Source organism: Janthinobacterium sp. 64, from assembly GCF_002813325.1.
Taxonomy (GTDB): Bacteria; Pseudomonadota; Gammaproteobacteria; order Burkholderiales; family Burkholderiaceae_D; genus Janthinobacterium.
This window is the reverse complement of sequence record NZ_PHUG01000001.1, coordinates 1,557,900-1,577,557: the sequence shown is the minus strand read 5'-3', so window position 1 is coordinate 1,577,557 and position 19,658 is coordinate 1,557,900. Positions and strand designations below refer to the sequence as shown.

17 protein-coding genes and 4 tRNA genes are annotated in these 19,658 nt (G+C 63.4%); 12 read left to right on the top strand and 9 right to left on the bottom strand.

Annotated elements, in window-relative coordinates; genetic code table 11:
* Positions 1 to 27: 27 nt before the first annotated feature.
* The 5 genes from CLU91_RS06890 (at position 28) to CLU91_RS06870 (ending at position 4,017) form a co-directional block, all read left to right on the top strand.
* Positions 28 to 801, top strand: coding sequence for a transporter (locus CLU91_RS06890; RefSeq protein WP_232730652.1), 774 nt, complete (start codon positions 28 to 30; stop codon positions 799 to 801).
* 90 nt (positions 802 to 891) lie between these two features.
* Positions 892 to 1,389, top strand: a complete 498-nt coding sequence (locus CLU91_RS06885) for a hypothetical protein (RefSeq protein WP_100873563.1) — start codon at positions 892 to 894, stop codon at positions 1,387 to 1,389.
* A gap of 15 nt (positions 1,390 to 1,404) precedes the next feature.
* Positions 1,405 to 2,703: an NAD(P)/FAD-dependent oxidoreductase gene (locus tag CLU91_RS06880; RefSeq protein WP_100873562.1), complete on the top strand. Its 1,299-nt coding sequence runs from the start codon at positions 1,405 to 1,407 to the stop codon at positions 2,701 to 2,703.
* A 139-nt stretch (positions 2,704 to 2,842) separates the two neighbouring features.
* Positions 2,843 to 3,403: a peptidase inhibitor family I36 protein gene (locus CLU91_RS06875; protein ID WP_100873561.1), complete on the top strand. Its 561-nt coding sequence runs from the start codon at positions 2,843 to 2,845 to the stop codon at positions 3,401 to 3,403.
* A 125-nt stretch (positions 3,404 to 3,528) separates the two neighbouring features.
* A complete protein-coding gene (locus CLU91_RS06870) occupies positions 3,529 to 4,017 on the top strand; it encodes a hypothetical protein (RefSeq protein ID WP_157814635.1) in 489 nt (162 codons plus the stop codon).
* A gap of 57 nt (positions 4,018 to 4,074) precedes the next feature.
* Here the strand turns inward: CLU91_RS06870 and CLU91_RS06865 are convergent, their stop codons facing one another.
* Together CLU91_RS06865 and CLU91_RS06860 are read right to left on the bottom strand one after the other, a co-directional pair.
* Positions 4,075 to 4,590, bottom strand: a complete 516-nt coding sequence (locus CLU91_RS06865; protein ID WP_100873559.1) for a DUF6265 family protein — start codon at positions 4,588 to 4,590, stop codon at positions 4,075 to 4,077.
* 65 nt (positions 4,591 to 4,655) lie between these two features.
* Positions 4,656 to 5,369 (bottom strand): sensor histidine kinase, encoded by a 714-nt coding sequence (locus tag CLU91_RS06860; protein WP_100873558.1) that lies wholly within the window; start codon positions 5,367 to 5,369, stop codon positions 4,656 to 4,658.
* Between the two features lie 282 nt (positions 5,370 to 5,651).
* Here CLU91_RS06860 and CLU91_RS06855 point away from each other — a divergent pair, with 282 nt between their 5' ends.
* The gene (locus tag CLU91_RS06855) at positions 5,652 to 6,047 is read left to right on the top strand and encodes a hypothetical protein (RefSeq protein ID WP_100873557.1); all 396 of its coding nucleotides are present in this window, start codon (positions 5,652 to 5,654) and stop codon (positions 6,045 to 6,047) included.
* 73 nt (positions 6,048 to 6,120) lie between these two features.
* Here the strand turns inward: CLU91_RS06855 and CLU91_RS06850 are convergent, their stop codons facing one another.
* Together CLU91_RS06850 and CLU91_RS06845 are read right to left on the bottom strand one after the other, a co-directional pair.
* Positions 6,121 to 7,104, bottom strand: coding sequence for a GGDEF domain-containing response regulator (locus tag CLU91_RS06850; protein WP_100873556.1), 984 nt, complete (start codon positions 7,102 to 7,104; stop codon positions 6,121 to 6,123).
* A gap of 312 nt (positions 7,105 to 7,416) precedes the next feature.
* Positions 7,417 to 9,906 (bottom strand): hybrid sensor histidine kinase/response regulator, encoded by a 2,490-nt coding sequence (locus CLU91_RS06845; RefSeq protein WP_100873555.1) that lies wholly within the window; start codon positions 9,904 to 9,906, stop codon positions 7,417 to 7,419.
* Positions 9,907 to 10,331: 425 nt separating this feature from the next.
* Between CLU91_RS06845 and CLU91_RS06840 the strand changes: the two genes are divergently transcribed.
* From CLU91_RS06840 to CLU91_RS06830, 3 genes are all read left to right on the top strand, one after another.
* A tRNA-Arg gene (locus tag CLU91_RS06840) sits at positions 10,332 to 10,408 on the top strand.
* 82 nt (positions 10,409 to 10,490) lie between these two features.
* A tRNA-Arg gene (locus CLU91_RS06835) sits at positions 10,491 to 10,567 on the top strand.
* Between the two features lie 90 nt (positions 10,568 to 10,657).
* Positions 10,658 to 10,734, top strand: a tRNA-Arg gene (locus tag CLU91_RS06830).
* A 133-nt stretch (positions 10,735 to 10,867) separates the two neighbouring features.
* Here CLU91_RS06830 and CLU91_RS06825 read toward each other — a convergent pair.
* Positions 10,868 to 13,024 (bottom strand): hypothetical protein, encoded by a 2,157-nt coding sequence (locus tag CLU91_RS06825; protein WP_157814634.1) that lies wholly within the window; start codon positions 13,022 to 13,024, stop codon positions 10,868 to 10,870.
* Between the two features lie 272 nt (positions 13,025 to 13,296).
* Here CLU91_RS06825 and CLU91_RS06820 point away from each other — a divergent pair.
* A tRNA-Arg gene (locus CLU91_RS06820) sits at positions 13,297 to 13,373 on the top strand.
* Between the two features lie 55 nt (positions 13,374 to 13,428).
* Here the strand turns inward: CLU91_RS06820 and CLU91_RS06815 are convergent.
* On the bottom strand, positions 13,429 to 14,301 hold the full coding sequence (locus tag CLU91_RS06815; RefSeq protein WP_100873553.1) for a helix-turn-helix domain-containing protein: 873 nt from the start codon (positions 14,299 to 14,301) through the stop codon (positions 13,429 to 13,431).
* A 115-nt stretch (positions 14,302 to 14,416) separates the two neighbouring features.
* Here CLU91_RS06815 and CLU91_RS06810 point away from each other — a divergent pair, with 115 nt between their 5' ends.
* On the top strand, positions 14,417 to 15,373 hold the full coding sequence (locus CLU91_RS06810) for a phytanoyl-CoA dioxygenase family protein (RefSeq protein ID WP_100873552.1): 957 nt from the start codon (positions 14,417 to 14,419) through the stop codon (positions 15,371 to 15,373).
* Between the two features lie 82 nt (positions 15,374 to 15,455).
* Positions 15,456 to 16,601: an alpha-hydroxy acid oxidase gene (locus CLU91_RS06805; protein WP_100873551.1), complete on the top strand. Its 1,146-nt coding sequence runs from the start codon at positions 15,456 to 15,458 to the stop codon at positions 16,599 to 16,601.
* Here CLU91_RS06805 and CLU91_RS06800 read toward each other — a convergent pair.
* From CLU91_RS06800 to CLU91_RS06790, 3 genes are read right to left on the bottom strand one after another with little or no spacing between them, the layout of a single operon-like run.
* On the bottom strand, positions 16,598 to 17,257 hold the full coding sequence (locus tag CLU91_RS06800) for a hypothetical protein (RefSeq protein ID WP_100873550.1): 660 nt from the start codon (positions 17,255 to 17,257) through the stop codon (positions 16,598 to 16,600). The two genes, CLU91_RS06805 and CLU91_RS06800, sit on opposite strands and share 4 nt — an antisense overlap.
* Before the next feature lie 9 nt (positions 17,258 to 17,266).
* The gene (locus CLU91_RS06795; RefSeq protein ID WP_157814633.1) at positions 17,267 to 18,028 is read right to left on the bottom strand and encodes a CPBP family intramembrane glutamic endopeptidase; all 762 of its coding nucleotides are present in this window, start codon (positions 18,026 to 18,028) and stop codon (positions 17,267 to 17,269) included.
* A gap of 8 nt (positions 18,029 to 18,036) precedes the next feature.
* Complete coding sequence (locus CLU91_RS06790; protein WP_198521268.1) at positions 18,037 to 19,620, bottom strand: sensor domain-containing diguanylate cyclase; 1,584 nt, start codon at positions 19,618 to 19,620, stop codon at positions 18,037 to 18,039.
* Between the last annotated feature and the right edge of the window lie 38 nt (positions 19,621 to 19,658).

Below are 19,658 nucleotides of genomic sequence, written 5' to 3'. Positions count from 1 at the left end.
TGCGCGTTTGCCACTTCCGGGTCTTCCATGCCGTTTCCATCCCTGCCGCTGTTATGTTGCTCCTTGTTGCTGGTCTCGCTGGCGCCATTGGCGCAGGCGCAGCAGGGAGATCCCGTCCTGCCTTACCGGCCTTCCGTGGCCAGTCCCGCCCAGCTGCCCGTGCCAGGCCAGCTGGAATTCGAGGCCGGCGGCTTGCTGTCCAAAACGGATGATGCGCGCCGCGCCAGCCTGCCATACGCGTTCAAGCTGGCGTTCACGCCCGAATGGGGCGTGCTGCTCGAAGGCGAGGGGTTCGTGCGCGCGCGCGATGACGCGGGCCGGCGCGAGACGGGCGTGGGCGACACGACCGTCGTGCTCAAGCGCGCCTTTTTGCTCGACAGCGCCACGGCGCTGGGCCTGGAACTGGGCTGGAAGTTACCCACGGCCAAGGACAGCATCGGCAGCGGCAAGAGCGACGTGTCGCTGAACGGCATTGTCAGCCGCGACCTGGGCGCCGTGCACATGGACGCCAACCTGAACGCCACGCGTCTGGGGGCCTCCGACCCTGGTACGGGCAGGGTGCAAGCGGGCTGGGCCACTTCCTTTTCCACACCCGTCAGTGAACGCTGGGGCGCCACGGCGGAAGTGTCGGGCACGCGTTTGCGCGGCGCGCCGGCCACGGCGCAGTTGCTGCTGGCGGCCACTTACAGCCCCACGCCACGGCTGGCCATCGACATCGGCATGGCGCGCGGCTTGACGGCGGCGTCGCCGGACTGGTCGCTGTTCAGCGGGCTGGTCGTGCCCTTGGGCAAGCTGTGGTGAGATTGCGACGAGATTCCTTATGTGTCCTTGCGAACAAACAGTTGGTCACACAAGGTCTACAATGACGGCATAACTAAAAGGAGTGTCACCATGAAAACCCTGATTCTTGCCGCTGTCTTGCTGTCGGCCGCTACCGCCGCTGTTGCCCAGGTCGGCGTCTCCGTCACCGTCGGCCAGCCCGGCTTTTACGGACGTCTCGACATCGGCGATTATCCCGCGCCGCAATTGATCTATGCCCAGCCCGTCATCGTGCAGCGCCCGCAATACTATTCGGCCCGTCCCATCTACCTGCGCGTGCCGCCCGGCCATGCCAAGCACTGGTCCAAGCACTGCCGCAAGTATAATGCCTGTAACCAAGAGGTCTATTTCGTCCAAGATAGTTGGTATAACAACCAATATGCGCCCCGCTATCGCCAGCAGCATGGCGACCATGGCCGTCCCGATTACGGCGACCGCGGCCGTCATGACAATAAGCACGACAAGCACTTTGACAAGCATGATGACAAGCGCGACAAGCATGACAACAAGCCGGGCCGAGGCAATGGCAATGGTCACGGCAACGGCAACGGCAACGGGCACCGGGATTGATAAACAGGAGGATCTTTGCATAGTAAAATCGTTATCGTAGGGGGAGGCGCAGGCGGTCTGGAACTGGCCTGCAAACTCAGCCGCAAGCTCGGCCCCGGCCAGGTGACCCTGGTCGACAGCCGCCTGTACCATATCTGGAAGCCGTCGCTGCATGAGGTGGCGGCCGGCACCCTGGATATACACCAGGAGGGCCTGTCTTACCAGATGCTGGCGCATGACAATGGTTTTACCTATGTCTATGGTCCTTTGATCGCGCTCGACGCGGCCTCGAACAGCCTCACCGTGGGCGCCATCGCCACGGACAAGGATGAGCAGCTCTTGCCACAGCGCACCGTCAGCTACGACCAGCTGGTGCTGGCCGTGGGCAGCACCTCGAATTACTTCGGCGTGCCGGGTGCCAGGGAAAACACGATTTCCCTCAATGCCACGGAAGACGCCGAACGATTCCGTCTGACCCTGCTGAAACTGCTGGCCATGGCCGAGCAGCGCCAGGGCGATGCGGGCCATCCCGGCGTCGATATCGTCATCATCGGCGGCGGCGCCACGGGCGTCGAGCTGGCGGCCGAATTGCGCGAAGCGAGCGGCGTGTATGCCGCGTATGGTTTTCAGAATCTCAACGCCATCAAGGATGTGCGCATCACCCTGCTCGAAGGGGCGCCGCGCATTCTCGCGCCGCTGCCCGAGCGCGTCTCGATTGCCGCCTCGAAGTTGCTGCACCAGCATGGCATCAGCGTGGTGACCGATACGCGCGTCACCACGATCGAAGCCGACAAGGTGACGGTGGCCAGCGGCACCAGCTATGCGGCCGACATTTGCGTGTGGGCAGCCGGTATCCGCGCGCCCGAATTCCTGGCCACGTTGGGCTTGCCGACCAACCGCGCCGGCCAGCTGGAAGTGACGGGCATGCTCAATGTGCAGGGCCATGCAAATATCTACGCGCTGGGCGATTGCGCCGCTTGCATGGGGCCGGACGGCAAGCCGGTGCCGCCACGCGCCCAGGCCGCCCACCAGCAAGCCGATTACCTGCTGAAAACTTTCCTGCTGCAAGCGAAGGGCAAGCCGCCGCAAACCAAGCCCTATGAATACCTGGACTACGGTTCGCTCGTATCGTTCGGCCGCACCACCTCGGTGGGTACCCTGATGGGCTCGCTGAAGGGCCTGAGCTGGTTCGTCGAAGGCTTTATCGCGCGCATGATGTACGTCAGCCTGCACCTGATGCACCACAACGCCGTGCTGGGCACCGTGCGCACGGCCGTCATGGCCATGGGCCGCTTCCTGATCAAGCGCAGCACGCCGCAGGTCAAGCTGCATTAAATAGTTGGTTTGTGGCAGATCAAGAAGGGGCCGCAAGGCCCCTTTTTGTCGTCTGTGCGTGGAAATTTCCCGCTGCCGGCTTGTCTAACTGAGGGTGCTTGCACCATCACGCGTACCGACCGGAACGGAGGGACATGCCATGCCTGCGTATGCATTTGCCAACATGGCCGTCATCTCTCGCCGCTGGCTTGGCCTGTTCGTCGTTCTGCTGTGCCTGGCGGCCGTGCCGTTTGCCACCGCCGATCCGCAGGACGACGAGCGGCCGGTGCTTTCCAAGGCCGATATTGCCGCATTTACCCTTGAGGCTGCGTCGCAGGACGGGGCCGCTGCCCGGCAGGCGGTGACGGCGGACGGCGTCACCGTCATCACGCTGGCCAACGGCACCGAGCTCAGGATCGCACCGGCCGGTACAAGCGAAGCCTTGGCCGCGTCCTGCGGCAAGGATCACTTCTGCCTGTGGACGGGCAAGCGCTACAAGGGCGACAAGGTCACGTTTACCCAGTTGGGACCGACCATTTGCTGGATGCTGCGCAAGGGCCACGTCCTGCCCGTGAAATCGCTGATCGCAGGCAGCCAGCGGGGCGCGACGATGTGGACCCGGCGGCACTGCAAGGGCACGGCCTCGCCAAGCTATGCGCCCGGCGCCAGGGTGCCCGACACCGGCTATAAAAAAGGCTTCCAGATGCGGTCGATACGCTGAACTCCACCACGTCCGCCTGGTCTTATTGGAAGGGCGATCGCGCCAGCGAGGCGAACGCCATGCAGATGAAAATCTTTCTTTGCGATGGCCAGTGGACGGTGCGCGCTCTGGGGGAGGAGGCAGGCATGCCATCACGATTACTGCAAGTCATCGCCCTGACCCTGGCAGCTTTGGGGCTGGCGCCTGGTGCCACGCATCTGCTGGAGCTGCCCGTCAAACTCGGCTATCCGCCTGCCCTGTATGCGCAGGTGACGAGCACCTTGTATGCCCTGTTTGGCCCGGTAGGGGGCGCCGTGCAAATGGCCGCCATGGCGGCCGTTGCCGTGCTGGCTTTTCGCTCCAGGCATCTGCCCCAGGGACGCCTGCTGGCCGCGTCGGCTGCCGCACTGCTTGCCTCCTTGCTGCTGTGGGCTTTCCTTGTCGCTCCTGTCAATGCGGAATGGGGGAGTAGCACCGACGTGAGCCAGGCGGAGTTCGCCGCAGCCTATGCGCGCCTGCGTGGGCGCTGGGAGTATGGCCACGTGGCGGCCTTCGTTGCCTGGCTTGCGGGCTGGCTGGGCATGGCCGCTGCGTTCACCATGCATTCTCCTGCGGACGTTGGCGCTCGTTTGTAACGCTGATGCAAGCGCGGCCGCAAGACGCGGCCCCGCTTCCGGCTTCGACGCCGCTTGTTACTTGCTGCGCGCGAGGGGCGACGCTTCGCAGCGGCCCCGCGTCATGGGGAAGTCGATGGTGGTGAGCTTGCCCTTCAAGGTGCCGGTGATGCTGGCGTGCAAGATGCGCTCGCTGTCGTGGCGGTAGATGATGCGGCTGGGGAAGTCATTGTCCAGGTTGGCGAAGATGAATTCATTCGGCTTGTCCTGGCGCAGCAGGTTGAAGATCACGGGCGGCTGTCCCGACGGCTGCACGATGTAAGCGAGCTGGCCCGGTTCCGTCAGGCGGATCTGCACGAATTCAAAGGCCGTCGTCTTGCCGCCCTTGATGGTGCGGCTGGTGCCCAGGATGGTGCCGCCGGCGGCCGTGCTCCATTGTTCCCCGGAACCCGGTTCGGCGCCGTCGACGTTCCAGCAGCCGGCCAGCCAGGCCAGCTTGTCCACGGTTTCCGGCGGCGGCACGGTGTTGTCGGCGGCCTGGGCGCTGCCCAGGGTCAGCAGCGCTGCCAGCAGGGAGGGGATGAGTCGTTGCATGGTCGTATTGTCCTGAGGTTCGGGGTGCCCCGGCAGTGTTCTGGCCCGATGCGGCCTGGAAAAGACTATTCTTTCGGATTAATGCGCGGCAAGACGGCGGTCAGGGCCGTGCCACCTTGCGGGTTGGCAGTCAGGCTCAGGCTGCCGCCCAGGTAATGCACGCGCTCGCGCACGGAGCGCAGGCCGTGCTTGCTCATTTCGACGGGTTCGCTCGCTGGCAGCCCCATGCCGTTATCCTTGACCGTCATCATCAGTGCTTCGTCGTTGTCGTCGATGATGATGTCCACCTCTGTGGCGTTGGCGTGCGTGGCGATGTTGCTGAGCGCTTCTTCCAGGGTGCGCAGCAGGGCCACGCCCACGTTGCGGGGGCAAATCAGTTCATCCTCGGGCAGGCTGCAGCGCACGGCGATCTTGTGCTGGTCGGCAAATTGCGCAGCCAGTTCGCCCAGCGCGACATTGACGCCGAGAAACTCCAGCTTGTCGTTCCACAGCTTCATCTGCATTTGCCGGTTGGTTTCAATCACATTCAGCAGCAATTGCTTCATGGTCGCGGCGCGGTCGAGCAAGGCCGCTTCCTGCGGCATTTTTTGCGTCAGCAGCGACAGGTGCATAGTCAGCGCCGTCAGCGAAGAACCGAGGCTGTCGTGCAGCTGGCGCGACAGGGCGCGCCGTTCATTGTCCCAGCTGGTGTTGACATGGCCGAGCAACTCGCTGAGATCGGCGGCGCGTTCCGCATCGGCCTGGGCCGCTTCCTTGTTCGGATCTGTTTGTGCGGACATAGCGCCCCGTGAATGGTGAAAGGTGGACCAAATTCAAGTGGTGGATCATACATGAGGATTTCATCGCAGGGCGCATGGATGGAAAATTTCTGTCTTTTCGGCAATTTTAATCTCCTCCCATCATTTTTATATGATAGGCAAGATTATCGTGTGCGCCAAGTGGAATTGTTCCCGTCGTTACGTACGGCTGCGCACATACCGGGGCGCCGCGCGCTGCCATAGTGGAGTCATGCATTTTCTCCATGCAGCACCGGCCCGCTTATTGAAACGAAAGGACATGCCATGAATATCGATACCATCGTCGACCAGGAATATGCCGACAAAAGCTTCCGCGACATCGTCAATGCCCCCATCAGCGCCCTGCGCGGCGTCAGTGCCAAGGATGCCAAGGCCTTGCAGCAAGCGTTTGGCGTGCACACCGTGCGCGAGCTGGCCAACCTCAATTTCGTCAAATGGGCCAGCGCGCTGGCCATCCTGGCCGATGAAGAGGGCATGAGCGGCGAAGAGCGGGCCAAGGAAGAGTTGCTCGACGATGCCGTGGAAATGACGTTCCCCGCCAGCGACCCGATTTCCGTCGATGCGGGCATCACGCGCATCGAAGTGCCGCCGGAAACGGTCGATGCACAAACGGACCACCAGCATGCGGGCCAGCATGAAGTGACGGCTGGCAAGAAATAACGCTTCCCAGGCAGAAAAAAACCGGCTGGCCGTGAGGCTTGCCGGTTTTTCACATGCTGCGCGAAAAGCGCGTTCAGGCGAGCGAGGCGATGCTGCTCTTTTGCATGTTGACCTGCGACGCGATCACTTCGTGGGGCGAGCAGCAAAAGCGGTTCTTGCCGGCGCGCTTGGCTTCATACAGGGCCGTGTCGGCCGCGCCCAGCAGGGATTCGACGGTGCTGGCATCGTCCGGGTAGATGGCGATGCCAATGCTGGTCGACAGGCGCAAGGTCAGGTCGTTGATGAAATAGGGCTCGGAAATGACTTCGATCAGCTTGGCGGCCGGTTCGCGCGCATCGCCCTTGCCAGCCAGGTTGCCCAGCACGATGACGAATTCATCGCCGCCGATGCGCGCCACCGTGTCTTCCTTGCGCGACGCGCCCACCAGGCGGCCTGCCACCATTTTCAGGATATCGTCGCCATAGCCGTGGCCGTAACTGTCGTTGATGGCCTTGAAGCCGTCCAGGTCCAGGTACAGGATGGCCGACTTGCCGCGGTTGCGGGCCGATTGCTGCAAGGTGTGTTCGATGCGGTCTTCCAGCAGGCGCCGGTTCGGCAAGCCCGTCAGCGGGTCGTGCAGCGCCAGTTCCTGCTGCTGCTTGCTGTATTGCGCCAGTTCCTTGTACAGCAGGCGCACTTCCAGCATGTTGTGGATACGCTTGTGCACTTCCATCAGGTCGAACGGCTTGCTGATGAAGTCGCGCGCCCCCGCTTCCAGGGCGGCGATCTTGAAACTCGGTTGCGCCGTCAGGGCCAGCACGGGCAGGTAGCCGCCGTGCTCGATTTCCTTCAAGCCTTTCATGACCTGGAAACCATTGAGCTCCGGCATTTGCAGATCCAGCAAGATCAGGTCGTAGCAATGCTCCTGGTGCAGGGGGCAGACCTGGGCCGGACGCATGGTGGCCGTGACGTTGGTGTAGCCGGCATCGCGCAGGATTTCCAGCATCAGGTCGACATTGTCGGGCGAATCGTCGACGACCAAAATTTTGGCTTTCAAAATCTCATCTTGGCTGGGCATGTAGGGTCTCGGTTAGTACGGTCTATGCAACGCTGGCTTCTACCGCTGATGATCGGCTGACGGCGGTGAGAAAGATAGTAGCGCCTTGCAACAAGATGGGGCGCACAACAGCGCTTGAGCTCGCTTCTGCCACTGATGGCAGCCAAGGCCGCCTGTCTCCTGCCTGCCGTGCAGGTGGTACTTCTGCGGTACTTCTGCATTTCAGTGTAGCAAATTTCAGCTTAGTTGCTTGTAGGACAGTGCCGCGTCTGGAAGTAGGAAGGCCAACCCATGAAAATAGTCATTTTGTTCTGCAATATGTATTTCTTTGCATCATCTTGTTAGGGGCGGGGGAGCGGCGTGCGCTGCGGCCAGTTGCGCCACGGCCGCCAGCAGTTCTGGCGGGTCCAGCGGTTTCGAGACCCAGGCCTGGAAGCCGCTGGCCAGCGCCTGCTGGCGATCCTGCGGTTGCGCAAATGCCGTCAGCGCCAGCGCGGGCAGGCGGGCGGCGTCGGGGGAGGCGTGCGCGCGGATTTGCGCCAGCAGGTCGAAGCCGTCGGCATCGGGCATGCCGATGTCGCTGACCAGGACATGCGGGCGCACCTGCTCCAGCAGTTGCAGCGCTTGCGCCACGCTGCCGGCGCTGTGTACTTCTGCGTGATTGTCGCGCAGGATGCGTTCCGTCAGTTCGCGCGCATCGGCTTCGTCGTCGACCAGCAGCACCCTGACGCCGCGCAAGTCGGGGCTGGCGGACGGGGCATCGCGCGCCTGGCGTACGCCAGCGCTGGGCGTGCCCAGGGGCAGGCGCACGGTAAAGCTGGCGCCCTGCATGTCGCCTGCGCTGCTGGCCGTGACCGTGCCGCCATGCTGTTCCACCAGGTGCTTGACGATCGCCAGTCCCAGTCCCAGGCCGCCGTGCCGGCGCGTGGTGGAGGCATCTGCCTGGCGGAAGCGGTCGAATACGTGGGGCAGGAAGTCTTTCTTGATGCCCACGCCGTTGTCGGCCACCGTGATGGCCAGGCGGCTCGCCTCGCGGCGCACGCCGATATCGACCCGTCCCCCTTGCGGCGTGAACTTCAGGGCATTCGACAGCAGGTTCCAGATCACTTGCTGGATACGGCCGGGGTCGCCCATGATCGTGCCCGCATCGCTGGCGATGCTGCTGTGGATGGCGATGTGCTTGGCGTCGGCCGCCGGGCGCAGGGTTTCGATGGCCGAGGCGATGACGCTGGCGGGCGCAAGGGGCTGCAGGTCGAGCAGGACCTTGTCGGAGGTGATGCGGTTCATGTCGAGCAAGTCTTCGATCAGCTGCGCCTGCGCGCGCGCATTGCGTTCGATGCTTTGCAGGCCGCGGTGCAGGTCGGCCTGGTCGCGCGTGCCGCGCCGCAGCACCTGGGCCCAGCCCAGGATGGCCGACAGCGGCGTGCGCAGTTCATGCGACAGGGTGGCGAGAAAATCGTCTTTCAGCTGGTTCGTGCGCTCGGCTTCGGCGCGCGCCTCGCGTTCGCTGTCGAGCAGCACCTTGCGCTCTTCGGCGGCGCGCGTGGCGGCCGCGTACAGGCGCGTATTGTCGAGCGCGACGGCGGCCTGCGCCGCGATGGCCGAGACGATGCGTTCGCTGCGCGCGCTGAACATGCCGGCCTGCGGATGGCCGAGCAGCAAGCGTCCCAGCAACAGGCCCGAGCGCGAGCTGATGGGCAGGCTCAGGCAGCTGCGCAACGCCGGCATGCCATCGGCGCTGGCGTCGGGCGCGGCCAGCAAGTCGTTCTGGCGCATGGCCGGTCCCTGGCGCAGTTCCGCGGCGATGGTGTCGGCCTGACGCAGGCTGAGGCCGTTGACGGCGCGCGCCGACGGCAGGTGGGGGGCGCCGTCGTTGACATCGCCCGCATCGTCATAATAGAAGGCGCCGAAGCGCGCGCCGCTGATGCGCGTGGCCGCATCGACGGTTTCCTGCAGCAGGGCCGGCAAGTCCAGCGTTCCGGCCAGGGCCGCGCCCGTATTGTTGAGCAATTCCAGCACGCGCGTCTCGTCGCGCAAGGCTTCCTGCGCGTGCTTGACCTGGTCGACGTCGGTGCTCGTGCCAAACCAGCGCAGCAGCTGGCCGCCCCGGTCGCGCACGGGATTGGCGCGCGTCAGGAACCAGCGGTACTGGCCGTCGGCGCCGCGGATGGGGAACTCCATTTCGAACGGCGCGCCATGCTGCAAGGCGGCTTTCCAGCCTTGCAGCATGGGCGGCAGGTACCGCGCGTCATAGGCGATGCTCCAGCCGTCGCCCGCCATCTGTTCGGCGCTGGTGCCCGTGTAGTCGTGCCAGCGCTGGTTGTACCAGACGATGGTGCCGTCGAAGCTGGCGATCCAGGCCAGTTGCGGGATGGAGTTGGCCAGCGCGCGCAAGTCTTCTTCGCTCTGGCGCAGGCTTTCCTCGGCCGCCTTGCGCTGGCTGATGTCCTGGATATACGTGGTCAAGCCTTCGCTGGACGGGAAGACGCGCACTTCCAGCCAGCGCCCCAGCGGCCGATGCAGCAGCTCGAAACTGCAGCTGCACTGCTGCGCCATGCTGCGCCGGTATTGCACTTCCAGTTCCGTCCCCTGCAAGTGGGGGCAGGCTTGCCACAGGCTGCTGCCCGCCAGCTGGCTGCCGGGTGGCCGTTGCGGCGCGAGCATGTCGGCGCCGCGCGTATTGATGTAGCGGATGGTCCAGTCGTGGTCGAGCAGGCAGAAGCCGTCGGTAATACTTTCCAACAAGTTGGCCAGGCGCTCGTCTGACAGGCTCAGCGGCGCTGATGGGGAGAGCAGATCTTGCTTGTGGTCATGCTTAGCCATCGGAAATCCTGCAACGGTGAGTCTGCCGCACGGGTTGGTGCCCCGCCGCGCCGCCGTCGCCAAGCTCAGTGAGTGGGTCATGATGGAATAGCCTGCCGTCATGCATCAGCGGAGACACGGGCGCCCCTGTCTGACTGGTATTGTAGCCCCAAGCGGCGCGCCACCATCGCACGCTTGCGTGCCGCCTGCAGATAGCACTGGACAGGCGGGAAGGCAGTCCCTATAATCCCGCTTCTTTCGAGACAGCAACTTCTCGATGCGCTGGGCGCCACTGTGAAAGCAGCGGTGTCCATCGATGAAAGGCGTGCGCTTTTCGGCAGTGAAAAGGTGGTTGATGGTGCGGGGCGGTATTCTGCCAAATCAGCTAAGCGATTGAAAAATCGAACTTTTCAAAGCGAAATGAATACGCTATAATGTTTGCCTGCGCGGCTGTAGCTCAGCTGGATAGAGTACTTGGCTACGAACCAAGGGGTCGTGGGTTCAATTCCTGCCAGCCGCACCAGAATACTGAAAATCAGACTTTGCCTGGTTTTGTTGTAACAAGTTTCACCTCCATGTTGTTCATGGAATGTTGTAGAAGTTTTGCGGCTGTAGCTCAGCTGGATAGAGTACTTGGCTACGAACCAAGGGGTCGTGGGTTCAATTCCTGCCAGCCGCACCAGTATTTTCAGTATCCTTGCCGGAACGAAGTTCGCTTCGTTCTGATGAAAGTTTCAAGCTTCGCGCCGTCCGGCGAAGTGTGTCAGAGTTTGCGGCTGTAGCTCAGCTGGATAGAGTACTTGGCTACGAACCAAGGGGTCGTGGGTTCAATTCCTGCCAGCCGCACCAGTATCAGCAGTACAGAAAAAACCCGGAAAGGTAACTTTCCGGGTTTTTTTTCGTCCAGCCAGACTGTCGCTTGAAACTGTCGCTTGAAACGCGCCGCCGGCAGCGCGGCGCGTGTCAGTCTGCCAACGGGGCGTCAATTCGGATAAGGCTGGCCCGAGGAAGCCTGGTTACCCAGGACGATGGTGGTCAGCCACAGTCCGCCATTCGTCACGGGGCCCGTGAACTTGAACAGCGAAGCGCCCGATTGCGTCGGGTCCGGCACATTCGATGCCAGGGAATTCAGGCCCGAGGTCGTGAAGGTGCACGAGGTTTCTTGTCCAACCGCATTTTGTTCCGCATTCAGCACCGTAGTGGCGCCATTGAACAAGTGCAGGCCGCAATTATCCATTTTCGAGCCGTAGGTGGCAGACTGCGTGTAGCTGAAGGTCACCGCGCCGTCCAGCAGCGTAGCGGCCGGGAGCGACGACAGTTTCGCCGGCGTGATGCCGGTGAGCGTGGCGAACAGGCTGGCCTGGTTGGCCCTGGCAAAGGCTTTCGACAGCGGCACGGCATTGATCTGGAACGGGAAGGCGCTGACGGGGCCATTCGGCGTTTTCAGGGTCCAGACATACACCTTGCCCGGCGCGACTTTCGTCTCGTCGATGCAGGCCGTGCCGGCGCCCAGGCCCGGCGTGTTGGCGGGCAGGCCGGCCAGGTCCTGGCAACTTTGAATGGCTTCCGCATTATTGTAGAAAGCGCTGGCGGCGCCATTGCTGTCGGCCACCCGCATATGCGTGTAGCCGGTCGCTGGCAGGATCAGCTGCAGTTTGCTGCCGGCCGTGCCCGGTATCTGGAAGTCGCCGAACGTCGTCAGGCCCGGTCCCCGCACATCGATCTTGTTGATGGCGGGATTCTCCTGCAGCACGGTGTCGAGTTCCACGTGCACGGCCCATTCGCGCGCAAAACTGGCCGTGCCCGCGCCGTCGACACTGCGCTCGATGCGTGCATTCATGTGCATGTCCAGGTGGCCGCTGCCGGCCAGTTTCCAGCCGCCAGGGCAGGCACTGGTGTCGCTGGTCTTCACCAGTTTCCAGTTGAGCATGCCCGCGTCGCCACCGATGCGCAACTGCACCCATGCACTGCTCGGTTTGCCTGCCGTAAAGGTGATGGCCGTCGCTCCCGCGCCAAGGCGATTGCCGATGAAGTCCGCGACGCGCGTTGTCGAGGTGCTGGACGAGGACGTCAGCGTGGCAATTTCATCCGTGCTCAAGGGTTGCATGTTGACGCTGGACAAGCCCAGTGCTTCGATCATCAGCCCCGCATGGGCGGCCTGGTCCGGGCTGGTCAGGGCGGACAGGATGTCCGCCTGGCCCACGCCTGTCCCCAAATTGAAGGAGCTGTCGATGAACGGCAACACGGCCGCCGTTGACGGCACGGTGAAGCCCGTCTTCGGATACAGCGCGCTGAGCGAGGCCATGCAGGCGCGGATTTCCGGCAAGACACTGGCTGCGGCGCTCGCCTTGGTCAGATCGGCATCCGATGGCGGCGTCGCTGCCGGTATCGTCGGCGCGCCGCCGGCGGTGGCGGGCAAGGTCACGCTGCCCAGCGCGCTGTTGGTGGCGATCAGGGTGACGGTGGCCATGGCGCCTTGCGCTTCCGCGGGCGCGACGAGGATCTGGTCCAGCACGGCATCCATGCCCGTGCCGTTGGCAACAAAGGCGCCTGTCAGCGGATTGGTATTGCCGGTATTAATCGGTTTGATCATGGCGACGACGGCGGCCACGGCCGCATCGAGCCGTTGCTGGGTCGCGGCAGTAGCCAGCGCCGCCGTGCAGGCGGTCGAGACCGCATTGGCGACGGGGGCGCAGACGGTGGCCAGGGCCGTGCCGCCGGGCTGGCCCGACGCCGCGGAGACGATCAGGTCGGTCAGCGGCGTGATGTTGACGGTTTGCCCCGCTGCGGTGGCGATGGAATTGAGCGTCACTTGCTTGCCGCCGGACGTGCCGGTGATGCTGAGGAAAAACGGCGCCGTCATGCCGGCCACGTCGACCGTAAAGGCGCCACCGGCGCCGGTGTTGACCGCTACCGACACTTTGCCCTTGCTATCGATGGCCACGACGCTGCCCGTGATGGGCGCGCCGACGGCGGCCGTGCCGCTGACCGTCGTTGCCGGCGCCGGTACGACGGGCACGAAGGGTGGCGCCGGGTCGGCGGGGCTGCTGCTGCTGCTGCTGCCGCCACCACAGGCGGCCAGCATGAAGGTGGCGGCGCAGGCGGCAGCCAGCGGCAATTTAGGCAAGTTTATTTTCATGACATCCCCTTGGTATTTTTTTTGGAATTACTGCCAGTAAACATTCTCAAAATTTGCCATGAATTGCAATTTATTTTTCATGGATGCATTGATAATGACTAAGAAGAAACAAGCTTGTCGGTTTTGCGCCGCAGTCAGAAAATAAACATGATTAAAGATGCAAGTGATCGGGCCGGGTCGGCCCCTGAAAAACAGGAGGAGGCCGTCAATTGTGAAATAGTGCCGCCACGCCCTTTGCCATTCCGCAAAGCCCTGCTATAATCTTGTCTTAGGCGGCTGTAGCTCAGCTGGATAGAGTACTTGGCTACGAACCAAGGGGTCGTGGGTTCAATTCCTGCCAGCCGCACCAGAATATCGGGGGTCAGATTGTAAAATCTGATCCCCTTTTTCGTTGTCCGGACGCTTTATGGCGCCACTCTGCTGGCATGCCGGTATTGCCGGCGGAATGCGCGCGGCGTGACTTGCCTGGCGGCGCGGAACTGGCGGTTGAAATGCGCAAGGTTGCGGTAGCCCGCCTCTTGCGCGATGACGGCGATGGCCAGATCGCTCTCGATCAGCTGTTGGCAGGCGCGGCCGATGCGCAGCCGCGCCAGGTACTCGCCCGGCGTGCAATGCGCGTGGCGCTTGAAACAGCGGTGGAAGGCGCCCAGCGACAGGGCCGCCCGCTGCGCCAGGGTTTCCAGCGCGATCTCTTCCCGGAAATGCGCGTGCATGAAATCGAACACGATAGCCATGCGCTTGTGCTGCCCATCGGGCAGCAGCGCCTGCGCCATCGACGCCAGCGGCCGCGCCCCCGTATCTCCCGCCAGGTCCAGCAGCACATCGAGCAGCAGCGGCAAGCGCTGCGGCACGGGCAGGGCATGCAGTTGCAGCAGTTTATCTGCGCTGCGCGCGCTCGTCTCCGCTGAAAAATGCAGGGCAGGGCCGGCGCGGGCCGCCAGTTGCCGCAAGCTCTGCAACTCGGGAAAACAGGCCGCCAGCTGCTCCACCCATTCCAATGCAAACCAGACGACGACGGCCAGCATCGGCTGCGCGCCGTCGATGCGCTCGCTGGCCGACCACGTGTGTGGCAAATTCGGCCCCAGCAGCACCAGGTCGCCCGGCTCGAAGTCGCCCAGGTGGTCGCCGATGTAGCGTTGCCCCCGCGCATTGACGGTCAGGGTCAGCTCGAATTGCGGGTGGTAATGCCAGATGAAGGGAATGGTGTCGAGTTCGCGCCACAGCAAGCCCCAGGAGTGGCCCGTCGGTATCGTGACTTGTTCAAATAAAGGCGTCATCGTGACGTTTGAAACGTATGAATAGTCAGGATAGTATCAGTATTGGCCGCTCAGCGCGCATTTCATGGCGCCATGCCATCGCACAATCTGTCTCACACCAACACAGGAGACAGCGATGCAAGACCGATATCAATACGGCGAAGACCGTCCCGGCAACCCGTCCGTGGCCTACACGGAACAGACCCAGTTGCGCGACATTCAAAAACAGCTGCCGCTGCGCGTGCTGTCCGACAGCGACTTCTTGCATTGGCAAACTTATGGCTACGTCATCGTCAAGGATGCCGTGTCTGCCGAGCAGGTACGGCGCACCAGCGATTTTTTGTGGGAATTCCAAGGATTGGATCAGTATGATGCCTCCACCTGGAACCGGGAGCAATTGCGCGACCATGCGATGAAAGAACTCAACGGCTCCGGCATGGTCGAGGCCTACCACCACCAGACCCTGTGGGATAACCGCCAGACCCAGCGCGTCTACGATGCCTTCGTCGACATCTGGGACCGCCAGGATTTGTGGGTGACGATCGACCGCGCCAACCTGAACACGCCGAACCATGGCAAGCGCAAGTTTGGCGGCTTCATCCACTGGGATGCCGACACCACGCTCGACCCGCTGCCCGTCAACGTGCAGGGCGTGCTGGCCTTGTCCGATACGTCACCCGAGAGCGGCGGTTTTCAATGCTATCCGGAACTGTTCAACAACTTGCTGGCGTGGCGCAAGAGCGTGCCGCTGGACCGCAACCCGTGGCAGCCGGACCTGGCGACGGTGCCGTACCCGATGGAATTCATCGCCATGAAGAAAGGCGAGTTGTTGATCTTCAACAGCCTGCTGGCGCACGGCATCCGCCCGAACACGTCGGAGGACCAGGTACGTTTGGCGCAATACATTTCCTTCACGCCAGCCCAGGAAGACAATCGATCCCTGCGCGACTGGCGCGTGCAAAGCTGGCGCGAGCGCAGCGCGCCGCAAGGCTATGCGTTTCCCGGCGACCCCGAGGAGAAGGAAAAGCTGCGCTATCCGCAGGCGCGTTTGACTGAACTGGGCGAGAAAATCCTCGGCGCGCGCGGCTGGTAAGTGTGGCGGCATTGCCTGCCGGATAGACAATTGCGGGTAAATGCACGATCATGGTCCGACTTGCCATCGACCGAGGAAACGCATGAGTATCATCACCTGCATCGAAGACTTGCGCGTGCTGGCCCAGAAACGGGTGCCGCGCATGTTTTACGACTACGCCGATTCCGGTTCCTGGACGGAATCGACGTACCGCGCCAACAACAGCGATTTCGCCAAGATCAAGTTCCGCCAGCGCGTGGCCGTCAACCTGGAAAACCGCAGCCTGGCCTCGTCCATGGTCGGACAGGTGGTGTCCATGCCGGTGGCCCTGTCGCCCACGGGCTTGACGGGCATGCAGCATGCCGATGGCGAAATCCTCGCGGCCCAGGCGGCGGAGCGCTTCGGCGTGCCGTTCACCTTGTCGACCATGAGCATTTGCTCGATCGAAGACGTGGCGGCGAACACGACGAAACCATTCTGGTTCCAGCTGTACGTGATGAAAGACCGCGAATTCATCAACCGCCTGATCGACCGCGCCAAGGCGGCCAAGTGCGGCGCGCTGGTATTGACCCTGGACTTGCAGGTGCTGGGCCAGCGCCACAAGGACTTGCGCAACGGCCTGTCGGCGCCGCCGAAGCTGACGATTCCGAATATCCTCAACATGGCCACCAAGCCGCGCTGGGTGGCGGGCATGCTGGGCACGAAACGGCGTGGCTTCGGCAACATCGTTGGCCACGCCACGTCCGTCTCCGACATGTCGTCGCTGTCGGCCTGGACGCAGCAGCAGTTCGACCTGAGCCTGTCGTGGGCGGACGTGGAATGGATCAAGCAGCGCTGGGGCGGAAAACTCATCATCAAAGGCATCATGGACCCGGAAGACGCGCGCCTGGCCGTCAACAGTGGCGCCGACGCGCTGATCGTCTCGAACCACGGCGGGCGCCAGCTCGACGGCGCGCAATCGTCGATCGAAGCCTTGCCCGCCATCGTCGACGCCGTCGGCAGCCAGATCGAAGTGCACATGGATGGCGGCATCCGCTCGGGCCAGGACGTGATCAAGGCCGTGGCCCTGGGCGCAAAGGGCGTCTACATCGGCCGCCCGTTTTTATACGGCCTGGGCGCCATGGGCGGCCCGGGCGTGACCAAGTGCCTGGACATCATCCGCAATGAACTGGACCTGACGATGGCCTTTTGCGGCTTGCGCGACCTGCAGCAGGTAGACAAGAAGATTTTGCTGCCGGGGACGTTTTAAGCGGAGGCTGGCGCCAGCCTTTCCCATGGCTCGCGGAACGCGGCGTCATCGAGGGGCCGCGCATGCGGGTCGTCCTGCCGGAACAGGCCGCCGATCAGCATGTCCTGGATGGCGGCCGTGAAACCGCCATACGCCGAGGCGCGGCCCCACTGGCGATGCGTGCGGGCGAAGACGACGGCGTCTTGCCGCGCTGCCAGTTGCGCCAGCGCAGCCTGCAAGGTGGCGGCCGCCTCCGGGCCCATGTCCGTGGCGATGGCGCACACCAGGCGCTGGCTGAACTGCAAGGGCTTGCCTGCCAGTCCCAGCAGCGATTCATTGGCCAGGGCAAGGAACACATCGGGCGCCTGGTCGTCTTTTTCGCAGACGGTCCAGGTGGGCGCCCACGCTTCCAGGCTCATGAAACGGGCCTCGGTCGTTTCCGCCGTGTGCGTCCACTTCGCGTGCGATGTGGCGTTCCAGCCCAGGCGACCAAACGCAATCGACTTGCCCTTGGGATTGTATTGATGGCTGCGCACGCCGGCCTTGCCCCGCGCTTGCGCGATCAGGCCATCGAGGCCGGCGGCAAACGGCGTCCATTGCGCCGCCTGCCACAGCGGCGCCGCATCGGGCGCGGCCAGCAGCAGGAATACTTCGTAGTCACGTGAAAAAAAAGCCATGTGGATTCCTTATGCTTGCAACAAGCCCGCCCTCTGGCTGGGGCGCAGCAGGTAGACGCCATACAGGCACAGGGGCAGCACGGCCAGCAGCGCGATAGTCGGCAGGATGGACGCGCCATCTTCGGCCGGGTTCGGCAAGGTGGCCGTCACCAGCGCGTAGTCCCACAGGCCATGCACGAGCACCATGGGCCATACCGACCGGGTGCGCAGGCGAATGGCCGCATAGCCGATGCCCTGCAGGGTGGCGGCGACGGCTTGCCACAGGGCGCCGCTGACGTCGCCCGTAGCCAGGCCGTTGGCCAAGTGGGCCAGGCCGAACAGCGCCGATGACATCAGGACGGCGGGCCAGACGGCGTAGCGGTCCAGCATGCCCTGCAGCAAGATGGCGCGGAACATCAGTTCTTCCGAGATGGCCACCAGCGCCGCATTGCACGCCACGATCAGCAGCACGCGCGGCTGTGGCCAGCCGCCCGCCCAGGCCAGCAGCAACATCAGCAAGGCATACAGCAGCGGTGGCAAGACCAGCCACGTGGTTTTCCATGGCTGCGGCGCACACAAGCCCGCTGCGCGGCGCCGGCTTGATGCCAGCAGCAGCGCCAGTGCGAACACGGCGGCCAGCGCCCACGACAGGCCGATACGGCCAGTGACGGCGGCGCCCGGCAAGGCGTAGCCGGCCGCTTCCAGCCAGCGGCCGCCCATGCTCAGACCCAGCCAGATGGCCAGTGCGCCGATGGAGAGCGGCATGGTGAGGGCGATTCTTTTGCTGAACATGGGCGGCCTCATGCTGCTGGCACGCCGCCGCTGACGCGGTTGCGGCCCGTGTTTTTCGACTGGTACAGCAAGGCATCGGCCTGGCGTATCAGCTCGCTGCTATCCGTGCCATGCTCCTGGCCGGACTGGACTGTGGCTGCGCCCAGGCTGACGGTCACGACGCCGTTCGCGCTGGCCGCGTGGGGAATCTGCAGCGCTTCCACGGCTGCCCGGATGGCTTGCGCGACCTCCAGGGCGCCCGCGGCGCCCGTGCCGGGCATGATCACGGCGAATTCTTCGCCGCCGTAGCGCGCCGCCAGGTCTTCGGCCCGGCCGACGCTGCGCGCCACGGCGCCGGAAACTGCCTGCAGGCATACATCGCCCGCCACGTGGCCATACTGGTCGTTGAATTTCTTGAAGAAATCCACGTCGAGCATGATCAGCGACACTTCGTGCCCGCTGCGCTGGGCGCGCTTGAGTTCATGCGCCAGGGTTTCATCGAAACAGCGGCGGTTGGCCAGTCCCGTCAAGCCGTCTTGCGCCGCCCGCGCCGCCAGGTCCGCATTGGCGCGCTGCAATTGTGTACTGGCCGAGCGCAGGCTCGCCTCGATACGGTCGCGTATGGCAATCTGGCGCATCAACTTGCGGAACAGGTAGATCAGTGCCGCGCCCGCGACCAGTGACGCCAGCACGATTTGCATGCTCACGCGTTGCCACTCGGCAAAAATATCTTCCTCCGATAGCCCCGCCGCCACGATGACGGGAAAGCGCTGCAGGTGGCGATAGCTGTACAGCCGTTCGATTTCGTCCACCTTCGCCGTCATCATGGCCGTGCCCACAGGCCCTTTTTCGCGGTAGGTGCGCAAGAGTGCGCCCGAAGAAATATCCATGCCGATGACGCCAGGCTGGAATGGCCGGCGGTAGATCAAGGTGCCGTCGTCGAGGGCAAAGAAGGCCGTGCCCGTCTTGCCGAGGTTGAGGTTATCGTAGATGCGTTCGAAGGAGGCAAGTCCCAGGGTGACCAGCACCACGCCGGCAAACGAGCCGTCCGCCAATTCCACCCGGCGCGAGACGGGCAAGACCCATTGCCCGCTCGATTTGCTGCGCACGGGCGCGCTGATACGGCTGCCCAGTTGCGCATGCGTCTTGTGATACGTAAAGTAGTCACGGTCCGCATTGTTGCTGTCCTGCCCGGCGCCGGACGAGCTGGCCAGCCAGTCTCCGTGGCTGTCGAAAATGAAGACGCCGGCAATTTCCGCGATATTTTTCGATAGCTGCTGCAGATGCGATTGCAGCCGCTCGCCGGTAGCATCATTATTGCCTTCGTTGCGGACGTGTTCGGCAATATCTTCCAGCATCGCATCGGCGATTTCCAGTTCCATGTACGCTTGCGTCGCCAGGGCGCGCGCCATGTTTTCCGTCGCCGTGCTGGCCTCGCGCAGGCGGACCGTATGCGAAGACCAGACGATCCAGACAGTCATGCCAAGCAGCATGGCGCACATGCAAAAGAAGGCGATGCTGGCCCAGACGATCACGGGTCGCTTGTGCTTGCTCAAGACCTCGGACTGCGCCGTGACGGCGTCGGTATGTGCTGCTTCTTTTACTGCATGCATAAGCGGATCATGAAGTTGCATCAATGATATTGTCGAAA